Origin of the sequence: Bacillus sp. S14(2024) (assembly GCF_050473785.1) — a bacterium.
GTDB classification, from domain to species: domain Bacteria; phylum Bacillota; class Bacilli; order Bacillales; family Bacillaceae_G; genus Bacillus_A; species Bacillus_A yunxiaonensis.
The window spans coordinates 2,357,404-2,374,542 of sequence record NZ_JBFLUP010000006.1 but is presented as its reverse complement, the minus strand read 5'-3'; the positions used below and the strand labels follow the sequence as shown (position 1 = coordinate 2,374,542).

The following is a 17,139-nucleotide window of genomic DNA, read 5'->3' as shown; positions in this document are numbered from 1 at the left end:
ACTCCTATTCATTAATCAAAAACTTGTTCTACACTTTGTAATTTTTTCACTTTTTCTTCCATGCCATTATTGGCATTAATAAAGATTTGATATGTGTCTTTTCCAAGTGTTCCTAAAAATTCATAACATAGTACCTCTTTATGCAAGTCATTTACAATGACTGCTTCACGCTCTTCCATAACTTTTAAATTAGGATTGATTTTCTTCCGTGCATCCGCAACCGATAGTGTTGGTTTTGGAAATTTTAAATCTTTACGAGAAGCTAAATAGTCTTTTGCCGAAAAACCGACAATCGAACCGTCATCGAGCGCAATTTTCATTTGAATGGATTCTGGATATATACGCACGTTGTCCCGATTCGTTACGAATGTGAAAACACCGACAGAATCGTATTGAGAACTTTCATATAACTCCATGTTTTTAAATTTATTTTGTTTTAAAAAGGAAAGCCCCTTATCTCCTGCTTCTTTTAAGCCAATTTTTTGTTCTTTAATTTCCCGATTGTTGATAACCCAAATTGGAAAGCCGCCTTGTTCAGTAATGTCCATATTCGTTTCACTATTTGTCTTTGGATCCTTTACAGTAATGCTATAAAATTTTTCTTTTGCTCCCTTGCTGCTTTTTTCAACAGAAATGTTTTCAGATCCCCGTAAGCTAAGGAAAGATTTTGCGATATTTATTGCTTGGTCTTCCGAAATTTTTGGACCAGATATATGCGTCTCGCCTTTTTTTTCTTTTTCCAAACTTGTAAACGTTGGTCCAAAATGGCTTTGTGAGTAAGATTGACTGTTTTTTTCCACTGTTTTAAAGCCATCGATAATTGTGTTGTCAGCTGGATTATTATTAGAGGCAAGAGCTAGTTCAACATCCATCCAACGTAAGTTGTTTTTTAGGGCAAGATGCTGTACTTTGCGCAGTTCATCTTGAATATTTGCCGCATTATTATATAGCTGCTGGAGTGTATTATATTCTTGATCGTTTAATGGTTCTTTATCTAAATCGCGTATAGCTGTACGGTAACTGAAGTCTCCAATATTCGATAGAAATTCTTCTGTTTTATTAAACGGAAGCAATGTAAGCGGCAATTGGCCAATATCAGAGTGTGCCTGAGATGTGATGCGCCACACGTCAGCTAATGCAGGTGATAATGATGTTCGTGAATTCATTGCTAATGTTGTCCCGATTTTATCGTGTAATAAATCGACTTGATACGCTAAATCATGGAATGCCCGCTGGTAGTTATTTTCAGCATGAATTAATACCGCATTTTTCTCTTGGTGTTCTTTATACCCCCAATATCCTGTACCTACAACTCCAATTGTTAATAAAACGATAATGAGACCTCTAAACATATCTCATCCACCTCCTAACTATTTACAAAAAATGTGTCTTCCAATTTTTTTGATTTGCGGACGACCCCAAATCCATTTGCTTGTTGCTGTATCTGGATTAAAGTAATAAATCGCGCCTCCAGATGGATCCCATCCGTTAATCGCATCAAGTACAGCTTTTTTTGCTGTTTCATTTGGTGTTAAATTGATTTGTCCATCCGCAACAGCGGTAAAGGCACGAGGCTCATAAATCACACCTGCCACCGTATTTGGAAAAGACGGGCTGCTGACGCGATTTAAAATAACAGCTGCTACGGCAACTTGTCCGATATAAGGTTCACCGCGAGATTCTCCATATACAGCATTTGCCAATATTTTAATATCGTTTTGCGAATATCCATTTGGAACATTTGTACCTTTATTTGGCGCCGGTTTGTTATTTTGCTTATTTGCTGTGTTATTGGATTGTTTTTCGTATTTTGTAGCTTTAACGAGTTTTTGTTTTGTAGCTGGACCTGCAAGTCCGTCAACCGGTAACCCGAATTTTTCTTGGAAATTCCGAAGTGCCCAATAAGTGCCCCAACCAAAGACACCATCTACTTTTCCGTTGTAAAATCCAATATATTTGAGCCTCGATTGTAGTTCGGTTACATCTTCTCCAGAAGCTCCTCTTTGAATAACTTGATTGGAAAAAGCACCTACTTCCTTCTCATGGATACTACTTACTAACAAAGCAGTCGCCAATGTAACGAGTAAAAGCGGTACTTTGAAGAAAGCTTTACGACGCATAGTTCAACCTCCTTGAATATGACGATGATTTCAAGGTTATTTTTTGTAAATGATGCGGTTTTATGTAAGGAAGACAAAAAAAGGCAAATTCATATGAATTTGTTTAAGTGTAAACACTATGGAAAATGCTATAAAGTGAAACTTTAATCAGCGAGGGCCTACTGCCCAAAAGTAGCGAGATAAAGGAGCTTAGTATGAAACATTTACATACTCGTTTATTTATATGTATTGGGATTATTACAATAGCTTTACTTATATACAGACCTTTCTCCATCAGTCATGCGCAACCTCCATATGCAAAATGGGGAAAGCTTGCGGTGCAAAAGACAAAAGAAAAATATCCGCAAGCTGATATTATTGATTACCTTCATATTGGTAGACGTCCTAAAACAGTAAATATATCAGTAGAACAATTTAAGTTATGGTTAAGAGAAAACGGAAGAGAGTTCGGGGTATTTGTTGATGTAGAATTTGAAACAAAAACAGAAAAATTTTTAAACATTTATTTTAAAGAAACACCTAGATAAGAGAAAAGAAAATACTGTAACAGAAGAACAAATGTTAGATAGAAAAAGCAGGTTTGTTGTTTTACAATGCGATTCGTATGAAGTGAAACTTCCATCAATCGGCCCTTATTATCCAAAAGTAGCAGATAAAAAGGACGGGCAAAACCTGTCCTTTTTAGTACGTTTCTTGTAAATGTTTTACAAACATTTTAAGCGGCACTAAGCCTCGCTTTGGCATTTGACTACTAATGACTGCAACTAGCTCTAATTGAGGAACAATAATAATATATTGTCCGCCATATCCCATCGCAAAATATGTATGGTATGGCATATTGAAGTTGCTTGGATCTAATACCCACCAATGATAACCGTATGCTCCAATATGTTCGTATGTTGTAAATCTTTCTTGATGGGATTGCTCAATCCAGCTTAAAGATACAAGTTGCTGTCCGTTCCAATATCCATTTTGTAGACATAACAACCCGATTTTCAGCATGTCTTCTGCTTTCATTTTCATGCCAAAGCCGCCGACAAAAATTCCCTGTGGATCTTGCTGCCATTCATAGTCAGTAATATGTAAAGGATCAAATAGATGTATCTTTGCAAATTGTTCCGTCGTCATGTTAGTTGTCTTTTGTAAAATATAACTTAACAAATGTGAAGAACCTGAATTATAATTCATTTTTGTTCCGGGCTGATTCATCAAGGGCTTCTTTAAAATATAGTCTATCCAATGATCGGACTCAACAAAATCATTTGGGAAAACAACACCATTTCCAAATTCCTGCCATTCCTCACCCGTTGTCATCGTTAATAAATGGTATATAGTCAGATCTTGTTTTTCTTTCGGTATATTTGGAATCCACTCTACAATGGGTGTATGTATACTATGGATATAGCCTTTTTCAATTGCAATGCCAATTAGAATAGAGATAATACTTTTTGTTATCGAATTAATTTTATATACATTTTGTGCACATTGCTCTGTTTTATAATATTCTGTAACGATTTCACCCTTTTGATAAACGAGAAAAGCATTTACTTTCCTCTTCTTAAATGCATGTTCTAATTCTGGTAAGCTCAATAGAAACTCCTCCATTACTACTTATCGCTAATTTGACTATTATAACGGAATTTAAAATGAGAAACAAAAAAGAGTAGATTTTTTCTACTCTTTTTATATGTATTCATATGAGCGGTTTGTTTAAGGAAACGGCGGAATTTCAATTTAAAAATATGTAAATAAGCATAAAAGCTTTTTCATTGAGAAAACTTTTATGCTTATTGTTTAATCATTTATAGTTTTGTTCGAATAGTCCAAAGCTCTGGGAAAAACGATTGGTCCAGTACACGTTTTAAATAAGAAACGCCTGAAGAACCGCCAGTTCCCATTTTATGTCCAATAATACGTTCTACAGTTTTCATATGACGGAAACGCCACTGCTGCAGCCAATCTTCGATATCGATGAGCTTTTCAGCCAGTTGATACAAGTCCCAATATTTCTTCACATCTGAGTATACTTCTAACCACGCTGCTTCTACTGTTGCATCTGCTTCATATGGTTGCGTAATATCGCGCTGAAGCACACTTGGGTTAATTGGAAATCCTTCTTTTGCAAGTGTTTGGATTGCAACATCATATAAACTCGGCGTATGAAGTGCCTTATAAAGACGAGCGTGCAATTCTGCATCTTTTTCATAGATTTTCAGAACATGTGGCGTTTTATAACCAAGCGCAAATTCGATCATTCTATATTGATAAGATTGAAATCCGGATGCTTGACCGAGTGAATCACGAAATTCAATATATTCAGCTGGTGTGAGCGTGGCAAGAATATCCCATGATTGGATAATTTGCGATTGAATTTTTGAAACACGTGCAAGCATCTTAAAAGCAGGTGCAAGATTTTCATTTTTGATTGATTCAATAGCTGCTTCTATTTCATGTAAAATTAATTTCATCCAAAGCTCGCTCGCTTGATGAATCACAATGAATAACATTTCGTCATGATGATCAGAGAGTCGTTTTTGGCTTGATAGTAAACTATCTAATTGTAAATACTCTCCGTATGTCATGTTATTACGAAAATCTGTATGAATTCCTTTTTCGATAATTACTTTTTCATTTTCTTTCATATGTGGACATCCTCTCTATGCAGTGGCTCTTTTTATAATGGTTTTATAACAGCACGAACCGGGCTGCCGTCTGCATCTGTTAACAAAAGTGGCAGAGCGATAAGTTCGTAGTCTCCGTCTTGTACATTTTCTAAAACAACATTTTCTAAAATGTGAATGCCGTGTTTAAATAATTCATGGTGTGCTGCTAGCTCTTTATCATCAAGCGGATCAACAGATGGAACATCTACACCGATTAAGCGTACACCTTTTTCATGAAGATAGGGTGCAAGATCAGCACGTAAATACGGAATTGTTTCAGGAAATACGTGTGGATTTGTTTTTGATGAAGTTCGCAATAATAATCTACTTACCCCTTCTAAATCATGCATTTTTAACTCTTGTGCTCCGATGCTTTCATAACCTGTTACATCAATAATTCGAGCTGGGCCAATGTAGATGTTAACGTCAAGATCACTTACTTTTTTACCATCATTATCAAAGTGAAACGGTGCATCAATATGTGTACCCGTGTGAATGCTCATTGAAATTTTCCCAACATTAACAGATCCGCTCTGTTCTTTTGTCCATGACAATTCATAGGAAAAAGGCGTATCGCCCGGCCAAGTGGCAATATCATTGTTGAGAGGTTGAGAAATATCAATCCACTTGTTTTCTTTCATCCTTATGCCACAACCTCTCGTTTATTTTCAAATTGTTTATACTGCTCTTCCACCATAATCTTCTTCAAAATTTGTACGGCATTCCATACTTCCTCATACGTGTTGTATAAAGCGACAGGAGCTAAACGAATACCATTTGGTGCACGAAAATCAGGAATAATTCCATTTGCTTTTAGTGCTTTACAAATACGTGCTGCTTCTTTATGTTCTAAATAAATATGTCCGCCTCTTTTTTCATCTTCTAACGGATTACCAAGTGTAAAACCCATATCTGTTAATTCATGTTGTATTAGGTTTATCATATAGCGTGTAATATGAAGGGATTTTTGTCGTAATCGCTCCATGCCCGCTTCTTTAAAAATTTCTAAAGAACCGATAAGCGGTGCAACACTTAACACATGCGGTGTGCCAATTTGATATGCACCGGCATGCTCAGCTGGCGTAAGTTCGTGCTCCATATCAAACTGTTTATCTTTTCGGGAACTAAACCAGCCTGCTAATCCTGGTAAACGATTGAAATGCTTTTTATTCACGTACAGGCCGCCAACTCCACCTGGACCGGCATTTAAATATTTATAATTACACCAAACTGCAAAATCGACATCCCATTCTTGAAAGTGATGCGGAATAGAACCGATGGAATGACAAAGATCAAAGCCAATATGAATACCACGTTCATGTGCTTCTTTCGTAAGAAGCTTCATATCTAAAATTTGTCCGCTTCGATATAATACGGCCGGAAGTACAATGAGCGCAATATCTTCTGTCATTGCAGCAATAATATCTTCTTCATTTAACATTCTTCCATCTCTGCTTTTCACTTGAACGAGATGTTCGGCAGGATCTAGTCCTTTTAAACGAATTTGGCTTTGTAATGCATAAATATCGGATGGAAATGTTAATTCATCGGCAAGGATTTTTGTTTTCCCTTCCTTTGGTTCATAGAACGTAGCGACAACTTGATGTAAGTTTGTTGTCGTGGAACCGGTTACAATCACTTCTTCAGGTGAAGCGCCAATAAGGGGTGCGCTTAATTCTCCTAATTGCTCGGATAAGAAATACCATGGATATTGTCCTTCTGTCCAACCATCAATGCCGAATTGTTTCCATGAATCTAGCAATGTTAATAAAGACTGCTCAGCTCGTTTTGATAAAAGTCCAAGTGAGTTTCCATCTAAATAAATTGTTCCTTCTTTTTTATAAAACTCATGTTGAAACGATGCAAGTTCATCATAAAGGTCACATTGACGAGCATACTCGTAAGATGGTTCAAATGGTTTTGAATACATTCTATCACCTTCTCTTTAATTTTCTTTCAATTCTAATTAGTAAAAATATATCATTAAAACTGACATAGCGTCAATGACATAATGTCAGTTGACATTATATCATTGTTTCACCTAGAATTAAGTTAAATTTTCTGATATTTCAGTATGAAGGTGTGGTATATATGAGCAAAGATGTTTTCTCAGCTAGAAAACAGCGTTCACTTGAAACAAAAAAGAAACTATTATTAGCTGGTCGTGAAGTATTTATAGAACAAGGTTTTCAAAAAACAACAATTTCCCAGATTATAAAAAAAGCAGAAACGGGATATGGGACAGCTTACGTATACTTTAAAAATAAAGATGATTTACTTATTGTATTAATGGACGATGTGATGAACCAATTTTATACGATTGCAGAACGGAATTTTCAACCAGTAACGAAACAAGAAGCTCGTAGTATGATTCAGCAGCAAGTACATGCGTTTTTACAAATGGCGGAAATAGAAAGACAACTATTACAAGTTGTTGAAGAAGCGATTGGTGCTTCTGACGAAGTTCGGTACAGATGGAGTGCTATTCGAGAACGATTTATTGAACGAATTGTTCAAGATATTACGTATTCACAAAAAAGTGGTTTAGCACGGAAGGATTTAAATTGTTTTTTAGTAGCAAGAAGTTGGTTCTTTGCAAATGAAATGTTTTTATGGGAAATCGTTCGAAATGAACGAAATTTTTCTCTTGAAGATATTGTACATACATTAACGGAAATGTATATGGGTGGACTTTATTCATAAAAATTCATTTGTCCGTACAGTTTAGGTTATTTTAGGGAATACAAACATTTTAGTAGTATTTCCCTGGCAAGCGCATATTCTGACATATAAAAAGAAAATTCCCTAAAAATCTACTTTTTAATGTGAGGATATAAATATGTCTATTTAAATAATCTATTGAATTCCCCTTCCTCCTTTCGATATGATGAAATCAAACTGAATTTCGATAGAAAGTGAGAAACAAATGACAGAAAAAATCGCGATTATTACAGGTTCATCAAGCGGATTTGGGCTTCTTACATCATTAGAATTCGCTAAAAAAGGCTATCTTGTCATTGCTACGATGCGAAATATTGAAAAACAAACAGAATTAATTAAACAGGCTACATCGTTGCATATAGAACAAAATATAAAAATTCATCAGTTAGATGTAACTTCTAAAGAGTCTATTGATAAATTTACAGCTTTTATAAACACTCTTGGACGAGTAGATATTCTGATTAACAATGCGGGCTATGCAAGCGGTGGTTTTGTAGAGGAAATTCCAATGGAAGAATACCGTAAACAATTTGAGACAAACGTGTTTGGAGCTATCGCAGTAACAAAAGCTGTTCTTCCAATTATGAGAAGACAAAAACGAGGAAAAATTATTAATGTTAGTAGTATTAGCGGGAAAATGGGTTTCCCTGGTCTCTCCCCTTATGTTTCTTCTAAATATGCACTTGAAGGTTGGAGTGAATCTCTTCGTCTAGAAGTAAAACCGTTTGGGATCGAAGTTTCATTAATTGAGCCGGGATCATATAACACAAATATTTGGGAAATCGGACAAAAACTTGCGGAAGCTACTTCAGGATCTGAGTCCCCTTACAAAGAATACATGAAGAAAATTGAACAACATATTCATAACGGCAATGAGACTTTAGGAAATCCGAAAGATGTTGCTGAGAAAATAGTAGCTATTGCTGAATCGCAGCATTCAACTTTACGTTATCCAATTGGAAAAGGAGTAAAGTTAATGATTTTATTAAAGAATCTACTGCCGTGGAAATGGTGGGAGTTTCTCGTTTTAAAACGTTTTAAATAGTTTCAAAAAGAATACATAATCTTATCACTACTAAATTATAAAAAGTCATAAAAATAAGGGGTGATACATATTAGCCATGTATAATACGTATCGCCCTTTTAATTCTTGTTTTACATAGAATCAGATGCTTAAAAATGCCTTAAGAGTTAGAATAAACATTTCCCGAATAGTTTTATTCTAAAGACTCAATCTATTTTTTTGTATAAAATATTTTTTTATTTTCAGCAACTCCCCAAAGATAATGAAATAAATCTTCAAATGTCTTGTTTTGCTTTGTCCAATTCTCATTATATTTAATGATTTTATCAGAGGTTACCTTATTTTCCCTCCATACCTCACCGTTTGTATGTACATTTTGTGTAAATGCCTGCATTTTATCTATTGCCTGAACAAAACTTGCTTCCTTCGTTTCATTTGCTTCGTATTCATTCCAAAGTTCGTGAAATTCAACTTCTAAATCATCTGGCAATTCATTAAATAACTTTTTGATTGCCTCATCTTCTCGTTGTTTCTTATCTATTCTAGCCAAAGAATCGTGTGCATAGGTATCACCAGCATATATTTCACCAAGATCGTGTATTAATATTAATTTTAAAGTTCGTTCTAAATCAAGCTCCTCTTCTATTTCTTTATATAATAAAAGAGCAAACATACACATATGCCATGTATGTTCTGCATCATTTTCATGACGATTATTATTAGAAACTTTTGTTTTTCTTTCAATTGATTTGAACTGATCTATTATCCGTAAAAACTCTATTATTTGTCCAATTCTCTTTTCCATATTTGCTTATTCCCTTCTTCAAATACATTTTTAATCGGTATTAACGGTACAAATTAACTTTTCTAACACTTCCGCTACACCATCTTCATCATTAGAATTAGTAACGAAATACGCCATTTCTTTTAGTTCATGTATTGCATTTTCCATAGCGATTGGAAAACCGCATGCATGGAAAAGATCTAAATCGTTCCAATCATCACCAAATGCCATTATGTTGTTCATCGGAATATGATTTTGAACACAAATATCCATTATAGCTTGTTTCTTAGAAACATCTTTAGCCATAATTTGAATTAATGTTCCTGAATCGGTACATACAGTGCTTACTCTATGCTCAAATTGTTTATGTAATTTCTCATAATATGGATATTGCGTGATTAATAATTTTGAAGCCTTTATTATTTTCAAATCATCTAACGAAACTACAATTGGATTTACAACTGCGTTCATAGCTTTACTGTAATCTAACGTTTTATTGCTATACCACGTATCTTCTGATTCAATAGACAAACACGCTTCTGAATGATGAGCAATCACATATTCAATAATTTCATTTGTAACAGTCGATTCAATCGGATAATGTTGCCTGTACTCAGATGTGTTGTCAATGATTAAAGCACCGTTGTAATACACAATTGCTCCTATCTCTTGGAGCTCTTGAGGAAGAAAAGCTTTTACTGAACGCGGGGGTCTTGCTGTTGCAAAAATAACAGTTATTCCTTGTCTATAACATTCGAGTATAGCTTGTACATTTCGTTTAGATACTTCTTTTTTTGAATTTAGTAAAGTACCATCTAAGTCTAAAACAATCCCTTGAATATTTGAAATAAGATCCATGTGAACATCTCCTTGTCTGAAAATACTTTTTCATATTCTATATACGGCATAGAAATCCTCCCCTCTATTTACTTGAATCTAATAATAAAATAAATTATATTGACAAAAATATTATTTTATGTTATATTTAAATATTTTAGATTGACTAACTTTTAAGAGGCGTGATAAATTAACTTATGTAGTAATCAACTACAATCCAAACACCCGTAATAAGGAGGATTTAATCCATGAACATTTCAAATGGAGTAGCAATGCTTGAATTAAAAATACAAGGTTTCGTTTTGCATCCCACACTTATCTGGGACAATGAAACAGCTATTTTGATCGATACCGGTATGCCTGGACAGTTAGATCAAATTCGTACTGCTATGAATGATGCGGGGGTTCCTTTTGAAAAATTAAAAGCTGTCATTGTAACACACCAAGATTTAGATCATATAGGAAGCCTTCCTGAAATACTACAAGCGGCTACTAATCAAATCGATGTGTATGCACATGAACTTGATAAGCCATATATCGAGGGAATATTCCCGCTTATTAAAACAAATCCTGAGCATATGAATAAAGAAGCATGGGCATCTCTTCCTAAAGAAATGCAATTCTTATATAAGAATCCACCTAAATCGAAAGTAGATCATTCTTTAGAAGATGGACAATTGCTTCCTTATTGCGGAGGCATACAAGTAATTTATACACCTGGACATACTCCAGGGCATGTTAGTCTTTATTTAAAGAAAAGCAAAACTCTTGTTGCCGGTGATGCTATGATATGTGTGGATGGTTCTTTACAAGGACCTGTTCAGAGAACAACTTTAGACATGAATACAGCGCTTGCTTCTCTGCAGAAATATTTAAATTTTGATATCGAATCGGTCATTTGCTATCACGGAGGCATTTGTATAAATGCTCCAAAAGAACAAATTCAAAATCTTGCAGAGCGAGTTGAGTTATAAAACATGATAATTATGTATAAGATGTGTGACTTATTATACTTAAGAAAGTAGTATAATTGAAGTTTTAGATACAATACCTTCAAAGAAAAAGCCTCTTTAATTGAATCTTAAAGAGGCTTTTTCTATCCATTTAAACTTCCTACAAGGGGGGCATTTCTCTATAAATTAGGCTTATTGAGGAGCTTTTGCTTGAAGTAACTTCAGCCCCATACCAATAAAAATCATCCCTGTTATTTTATTTAGAACCATTCCTATCTTTTCGTTTCCTCTTAGTTTTTTTGTAACATAAGAAGAAAAATAAGCAATAAATAGACACCACAATAATCCAGTAATGGTAAACGTAAGTCCTAAAATAATAAAAGAGATAGGACTAGAAGCTTTTGTATTTATAAATTGCGGGAGAAAAGCAATGAAAAATAAAGCTACTTTTGGATTCGTAAGACTTGTCAAAAGTCCTTGTACATATATTTTTCTAATGTTTAGTTTGCTTGATACGTTAGCTTGAAAATTTACATTCGTTTTATCAACAATCATTCTAATCCCTAAATAGACTAGATAGATAACACCAATAATTTTAATAACATTAAACAATACAATAGATTTTGTAAGTATGATAGATAATCCAAAAGCAACTAACAATGTATGAACGAGCGAGCCAGTAATAATACCAAAAACAGAATAAACACCTGCTTTTCTGCCTTGTGAAATACTTCTTCCCACTATATACATTGTATCTGCACCAGGAATTAAATTTAAAAGAATTCCTGTAATTAAAAATACCTCATAATTTATTATTCCGTACATTTTGACACCTCTTTCTATTTTTTGGTGCCCTTATTCATAATAAAACAAATTTTATAAAAATAACAGATTTTCACACTGTATTTTATTCCTTTTCTTTCGCTATGATTCATAATACCGTTACACGACAAAATTTCTTGTAAATGTCAGCGGTAGTCAATTTTTCTTAACATATATTCTTACTAATTATAATAAAATGTACCATAATCCTATATAAAGGGAGGCATTATCTTTATGAATAGAGAATTTACAGGTAGAGGAAAACAGAAAACAGAAAATACATCTAGTATGGAAAATATACCTAGCACAAAAACTAATAAAGAAAACTTAACAGAAGCAGCTATAGTATCTGCAGGAAAATCACCATCGACGGTTCAGACACATGTGCATGAATTTGTTGCTAGTACTAAACTGGCAGAAGAAGGAAACGATAGGCATAATCATCGTTTTGCTGGATTTACAAGTGAAGTAATTCCAAAAGGAGATAATCATGTACATATAATAATGGTTAATACTGACTTTTTTAATCATCATCATAAAGTCGCAATAGAAACAGGCCCTGCCATCCCTGTTGCCGATGGAAAACATGTACACTATGTTAAAGGAACTACTACATTAGACGACGGACATGTCCATGAAATAGAATTTGCTACTTTAATTCAAAAACCTCTTATATAAAAAAAACGCTGATGATAAAAAGTCAGCGTTTTTTTTGTATCCTTGATACATGTAAAATCAACATAACGCGCGTTATGGGAAATACATATGGTTGCTCAATTAGCACTCGTTAACTTAATAACATCATTCATTCCCTTCATTTAATGAATCGTTTTGTTCATTTTTAGATCTCTTTAGTACAAATTTCTGTTATTGAAACCAACGAAAAAACTTCCATATAAGGAGCAAGAAAATCGTGTATCCGAAAAAGGAATACGAATGATGCCATGCTTCGCTATGAGTGAACCATCCTAATCGCTCCGCAAACCGCTCAGAAATGCTCATACAAAGTCCAATCAAAATAATAAATAAGATTTTTAAAAATGAAGGTAACATTCTTGCAATCCGTAAAAAGAACAATGTAAAGATTGGTAATATCAATAATGTAAACGCGACATTAATTGTAAATATATGCGGGAACGGTCTTACTGGAAAGTCATACATTTGTTTACTGACAAACAGTAAATCTAAATATGTTCCAATTAAACAAGAGAAAATGATAGTAGCCACAACAGCTTGAAGGTTACTCCTCCCCTTCTTCTTCTCGGAGCAGGACATTTTTTTTGACCAGTATGGCAAGTTCGATTTTTTCAAGCGTTTTGCAGTATTCATTATAAATCTTTCCATCTGCACTTTCTCCCTTATCGATTAAATAGTCCATGATGCGCCAGTCTTCAAACCAGTCTTCACTTTCCGCTTCTTCGTGATTAAGATCTTTCCATGCGTATATTAATCGCGGGCTATATAAACGATTTGCACCTTTTCTTAATTGGCAGTTCTTTATTCGACGCTCATAGAATTCACGAGAGAATGATTCGTTTACATCATAAAATAAATGTGGCCAGTAGTCTTTTCGTGAACCAGTATGTGGATGATCATGAGCCCAATTTATTACTCTTTGTAAAACGTCCTCATGTCGAAACAGCAGTGAGTATAATCGTTTTCCAAGCAAAATCCGCTCATGCAGTGAGGTGAAATGTTTCACCGTATCACCGAATAGTAATGTTTTTTGTTTGGTCTCATCTTTATAGAATGGAAAAAGAATATGATTAAAGCGAAAAAAATCATAAAGTTTGAATCCAATACTACTTAGTACGGTCTTTTTAAAATGGGGATTTTGAACAACCCTTTTTTCTAAATAGCTTTGTTCATTAATGACGGTAGCAATGGCTAATGTATAGTGGTCACCTGTGCTCCAGAAATAATTCCATATTGTTTCCATAAACGTTGATACATGGAGAAAAGGTAGAAGATAAAACAGGCTTTTAGATTTTTTCACACTTTGTTCGTATAACAAAAATTGTGGATACACATCCTGAAAGATTAACCAGTTTCCTCTTTCTAAAAAAGAATAGAAGGTAAATTGATCTTTTTCTGATAATAATCTTGTATATAACTCACCTTTTAAATCTGTCATATTCCAACCGCCATTACGTGATACCATATGTCCCAGCAATGCCCAGTGTATTTCAGGATATCGGAGGTAAAAGCGAAAATAAGCATGCGTTCGCGTCACATTATTTTTGTTGTGTTGTCTTGTTTGCTCTTTAATTTGATGAATTAGCACTGTTTCTTCTTCTGTTAACTTCCATGTTTTAACGGTAAGTTGCTTTTTTTCACTTTTTTTCTTTAATTCACTTTTCACATCTAAAAGAGAGTGCGGAATTGTCTTGGAAAAGTCGTTCCATTTCCTTTTCCGATCATTATGGCGCATTCCTCTCCCTCCCATTAACATAAATGTCCTTCTATTAAAGACGGATAGATTCTGGAGATACATATTAGATAATCAATTTTCTAATCTACTAATAAGGCTTTTTAAAAATATTTTAACAAAGCTACTATCAATATTTTATTACGAACGTTAAGAATACATGATGATTGTTTTTTCATTAACTTGATAACGATAGATACAAACCATATGTTAGGAAGAAAAGAAGGCAAGCATAAAATTATGCTTGCCTTCTTTTATATTCTTCTTTAAGAATACTATATATTTCTAAATCAACGATTCCTTTCCCAGACCATAAAGTAGCCTGCCTTAATAACCCTTCTTTTGTAAATCCATTTTTTAAAAGTACTTTTTTGGATAGGTCATTTTCAGGAATAACTTCTGCTTGAATTCTATTTATATGAACGTCCTCAAATAAAAATTTTACGATTGCATGAACCGCTTCAGATGCAATACCTTTTCCCCAGTATTCTTCAGCTAAAAAGTATCCGATTGTGACCATATTTACCTTCCGATTAAAATCCATTGCTTCAATGATTCCAACTAATGTATCAGTTTCGTTCTTTTGGAAAATCCCCCACTTAATTCTACTTTGTTTATTATAGTCTCTCTCAAAGTGTTGAATCATCTTACTTACCGTCTTCACATTATGTTTTGGTATAATTCCGCAGTATTTAAATACTTTATCGTTACTATAGATTACATATACGTCCTGTAAATGGGCATCTTCAATTTTCTTTAATATTAAATTTTGAGATTCTAAAACTGGAAATTCTTCGAAAACTATTTCTAGATCCATATTAATCTCCTTCTTCATATGTATTAAGCTCTATTTTGAAATATTTGATCGCTCGGATAAGTAGCTGGTAAAGTAGTCATATAATCCCAACTAATAATGGTCGCACTGTCTTTTCCATGCTGCTGATGTACATGCTGTAGTACTTTTTCGATTTGATCAGTTAGCTTAGTATTCTCTTTGTCTGCATAGAGATCATTATATAAGTTAAATGGATTTTCATAATAACGTTCCTCGCATTCTAATAGACCATCTGTTACCATTACAATACGATTATGTCCTGTACGTAACTCTCGAACTCCAGATGAATAACAAGGAACTGGTAACGAAAATGTATTGATGAAGCCAATCCATTCATAGAAATTTCGTTGGTTAAGGGTGTACTGGCCTAATTTATGTAATTCATCATGAAACAGATACACCAAACAGTCCCCGATTGATAGCCACCAGAGATAGTTTGCTTTTCGTACACAAATTAAGCAAGCCGTTTCTCCTTTAACACGCTGACAAGATTGTTTAAATGATTCAGAGCGAAAAACAGATAATATATGAGTTTCTACTGATTTAAATACTGTCTCTATCGGTTCAGCTAACAAGGCTTTTAAATTAGAAAATTCATTTTGTAGTGTTTGTACTAATAATGCTGTACTTTCCGCACTATAATGAGCATCTAAGATCATAGCAAGTTCCCAATCTTCATGTGCCCATACTAATACTCCGTCTTCGTTCTTTTTAGCACCAGCAGTTTTGTTTCCACCATATCTCCCGATTATTACATTGCTGCATTGATCAATTTTTACTTGATCAATACACATCTCTTCATTCCCTACCCACGAAAACTGTTGCGATTTATCCATTATATTCATATTCATTCACCAAATACATTTTAATCCTTTCACATAATTGTTTGATTTCTTTTTCTCTCCCTAGAGGTGCCCCTGGCCAAGTTGCAACTTTTGTTGGAGACCAAAATTCTTGTGGAGTATTCGGATAACGCGGGATAAGATGCAAATTCACCAGTTCCATTAAAAGAAAAGAATCCTGCTGGAAAATGTGACCCAGCTAGATTTCGGTTGTTAGGTAAAATAACTGTAAGTCCTGAACAAACATCTGTGTGTAAAATTGTTTTGTGACCGACGATTACACCTTCTACATCAGTAATTGCGTTACATGTTCCTGGTTTCAATTTTCCGATATTAATATCTAAATCTCTTAATCTTTTCCTTTGCATTACAAACCCCTTAAATAATATGTATTTTATATTTCAATATTGAAGAATATATAATATTTTCATTTTATTCCATTAATTGAGAAAATTCAATTTAAAAAAAGAGGTTATTGAACGAGAATGTTCCAACAACCTCTTTGCAGTATTAACCGATGATTCCGTCTACAATACCATATTTTTTTGCCTCTTCGGCGCTCATAAAATAATCCCGTTCCGTATCATTCGCTATCTTTTCAATAGGCTGCCCAGTTTTATCGGCAATGATTTGATTGATATGTTCTTTCAACTTCAAAATTCGTCTAGCGGAAATTTCAATTTCGGTTGCTTGCCCTTGCGTTCCGCCGAGTGGTTGATGAATCATAATTTCGCTATTTGGTAAAGCGAATCGTTTCCCTTCTGCCCCTGCCAGTAGCAATAATGCTCCAAATGAAGCCGCTAAACCGATACAAATGGTTTGTACATCCGGTTTAATATAATTCATCGTATCTAAAATCGCAAAGCCAGCAGAAGTAGAACCGCCAGGACTGTTTATATAAATAGATATGTCTTTCTCTGCATCTTCTGCTGCGAGGAATAACAACTGCGCAACAACACTGCTGGCGACTTGATCATTAATTTCTTGACCAATCATAATGATTCTATCCTTTAATAATCTTGAATAAATATCATACGAACGTTCTCCAAGTTTTGTTTGCTCTATAACATAAGGAATCGTATTCATGAAAAATCCCTCCACCATTTTAGT

The 17,139-nt window shown here is 34.2% G+C and carries 19 protein-coding genes and 2 pseudogenes; 5 read left to right on the top strand and 16 right to left on the bottom strand.

The annotated features are described in order from the left end of the window. Positions 1–11 precede the first annotated feature (11 nt). Together ypeB and sleB are read right to left on the bottom strand one after the other, a co-directional pair. On the bottom strand, positions 12–1,352 hold the full coding sequence (gene ypeB / locus AB1279_RS12395; protein WP_429759049.1) for a germination protein YpeB: 1,341 nt from the start codon (positions 1,350–1,352) through the stop codon (positions 12–14). Positions 1,353–1,370: 18 nt separating this feature from the next. Continuing rightward, entirely contained in the window at positions 1,371–2,120 is a 750-nt protein-coding gene (sleB, locus tag AB1279_RS12390; protein ID WP_429759047.1) for a spore cortex-lytic enzyme, read from the bottom strand. Between the two features lie 194 nt (positions 2,121–2,314). On the opposite strand from sleB, the gene AB1279_RS12385 reads away from it, so the two are divergent. After that, complete coding sequence (locus AB1279_RS12385; protein WP_429749664.1) at positions 2,315–2,647, top strand: YqzG/YhdC family protein; 333 nt, start codon at positions 2,315–2,317, stop codon at positions 2,645–2,647. 154 nt (positions 2,648–2,801) lie between these two features. Here the strand turns inward: AB1279_RS12385 and AB1279_RS12380 are convergent, their stop codons facing one another. The 4 genes from AB1279_RS12380 to kynU form a co-directional block, all read right to left on the bottom strand. After that, positions 2,802–3,725 (bottom strand): serine hydrolase domain-containing protein, encoded by a 924-nt coding sequence (locus tag AB1279_RS12380; RefSeq protein ID WP_429759045.1) that lies wholly within the window; start codon positions 3,723–3,725, stop codon positions 2,802–2,804. A gap of 197 nt (positions 3,726–3,922) precedes the next feature. Further along, positions 3,923–4,762 (bottom strand): tryptophan 2,3-dioxygenase, encoded by an 840-nt coding sequence (gene kynA / locus AB1279_RS12375; protein WP_429759043.1) that lies wholly within the window; start codon positions 4,760–4,762, stop codon positions 3,923–3,925. A 32-nt stretch (positions 4,763–4,794) separates the two neighbouring features. Then, positions 4,795–5,424 (bottom strand): arylformamidase, encoded by a 630-nt coding sequence (gene kynB / locus AB1279_RS12370; protein WP_429759041.1) that lies wholly within the window; start codon positions 5,422–5,424, stop codon positions 4,795–4,797. Between the two features lie 2 nt (positions 5,425–5,426). Continuing rightward, positions 5,427–6,713 (bottom strand): kynureninase, encoded by a 1,287-nt coding sequence (kynU, locus tag AB1279_RS12365; RefSeq protein ID WP_429759039.1) that lies wholly within the window; start codon positions 6,711–6,713, stop codon positions 5,427–5,429. Between the two features lie 161 nt (positions 6,714–6,874). On the opposite strand from kynU, the gene AB1279_RS12360 reads away from it, so the two are divergent. Continuing rightward, positions 6,875–7,486 (top strand): TetR/AcrR family transcriptional regulator, encoded by a 612-nt coding sequence (locus tag AB1279_RS12360; protein ID WP_429759037.1) that lies wholly within the window; start codon positions 6,875–6,877, stop codon positions 7,484–7,486. Between the two features lie 223 nt (positions 7,487–7,709). Beyond that, positions 7,710–8,549, top strand: a complete 840-nt coding sequence (locus tag AB1279_RS12355; RefSeq protein ID WP_429759035.1) for an oxidoreductase — start codon at positions 7,710–7,712, stop codon at positions 8,547–8,549. Positions 8,550–8,739: 190 nt separating this feature from the next. Here the strand turns inward: AB1279_RS12355 and AB1279_RS12350 are convergent, their stop codons facing one another. Then, the gene (locus tag AB1279_RS12350; RefSeq protein WP_429759033.1) at positions 8,740–9,333 is read right to left on the bottom strand and encodes an HD domain-containing protein; all 594 of its coding nucleotides are present in this window, start codon (positions 9,331–9,333) and stop codon (positions 8,740–8,742) included. Between the two features lie 30 nt (positions 9,334–9,363). Then, positions 9,364–10,170, bottom strand: coding sequence for an HAD family hydrolase (locus AB1279_RS12345; protein ID WP_429759031.1), 807 nt, complete (start codon positions 10,168–10,170; stop codon positions 9,364–9,366). Positions 10,171–10,397: 227 nt separating this feature from the next. Between AB1279_RS12345 and AB1279_RS12340 the strand changes: the two genes are divergently transcribed. After that, positions 10,398–11,123, top strand: coding sequence for an MBL fold metallo-hydrolase (locus AB1279_RS12340; protein WP_429759030.1), 726 nt, complete (start codon positions 10,398–10,400; stop codon positions 11,121–11,123). Between the two features lie 171 nt (positions 11,124–11,294). Here the strand turns inward: AB1279_RS12340 and AB1279_RS12335 are convergent, their stop codons facing one another. Further along, positions 11,295–11,927 (bottom strand): LysE family translocator, encoded by a 633-nt coding sequence (locus tag AB1279_RS12335; protein WP_429759029.1) that lies wholly within the window; start codon positions 11,925–11,927, stop codon positions 11,295–11,297. Positions 11,928–12,158: 231 nt separating this feature from the next. On the opposite strand from AB1279_RS12335, the gene AB1279_RS12330 reads away from it, so the two are divergent. Then, positions 12,159–12,602, top strand: a complete 444-nt coding sequence (locus AB1279_RS12330) for a YmaF family protein (protein WP_429759028.1) — start codon at positions 12,159–12,161, stop codon at positions 12,600–12,602. A gap of 189 nt (positions 12,603–12,791) precedes the next feature. Here the strand turns inward: AB1279_RS12330 and AB1279_RS12325 are convergent, their stop codons facing one another. From AB1279_RS12325 to clpP, 7 genes and pseudogenes are all read right to left on the bottom strand, one after another. Beyond that, positions 12,792–13,199, bottom strand: coding sequence for a CBO0543 family protein (locus AB1279_RS12325; RefSeq protein ID WP_429759027.1), 408 nt, complete (start codon positions 13,197–13,199; stop codon positions 12,792–12,794). After that, entirely contained in the window at positions 13,165–14,355 is a 1,191-nt protein-coding gene (locus tag AB1279_RS12320; protein ID WP_429759025.1) for a DUF2515 domain-containing protein, read from the bottom strand. Before AB1279_RS12320 ends, AB1279_RS12325 begins: the two co-directional genes overlap by 35 nt. Before the next feature lie 235 nt (positions 14,356–14,590). Then, positions 14,591–15,169: a GNAT family N-acetyltransferase gene (locus AB1279_RS12315; protein ID WP_429759024.1), complete on the bottom strand. Its 579-nt coding sequence runs from the start codon at positions 15,167–15,169 to the stop codon at positions 14,591–14,593. A gap of 23 nt (positions 15,170–15,192) precedes the next feature. Further along, complete coding sequence (locus AB1279_RS12310) at positions 15,193–16,038, bottom strand: protein phosphatase 2C domain-containing protein (RefSeq protein WP_429759023.1); 846 nt, start codon at positions 16,036–16,038, stop codon at positions 15,193–15,195. Next, positions 16,016–16,183 (bottom strand): annotated as a pseudogene (locus AB1279_RS12305) (HIT family protein); the annotation flags it as partial. The gene AB1279_RS12310 and the pseudogene AB1279_RS12305, both read right to left, overlap by 23 nt. 22 nt (positions 16,184–16,205) lie before the next feature. After that, a pseudogene (locus tag AB1279_RS12300) lies at positions 16,206–16,397 on the bottom strand (P1 family peptidase); the annotation flags it as partial. A 142-nt stretch (positions 16,398–16,539) separates the two neighbouring features. Continuing rightward, on the bottom strand, positions 16,540–17,115 hold the full coding sequence (gene clpP / locus AB1279_RS12295; RefSeq protein ID WP_429759021.1) for an ATP-dependent Clp endopeptidase proteolytic subunit ClpP: 576 nt from the start codon (positions 17,113–17,115) through the stop codon (positions 16,540–16,542). Positions 17,116–17,139 lie beyond the last annotated feature (24 nt).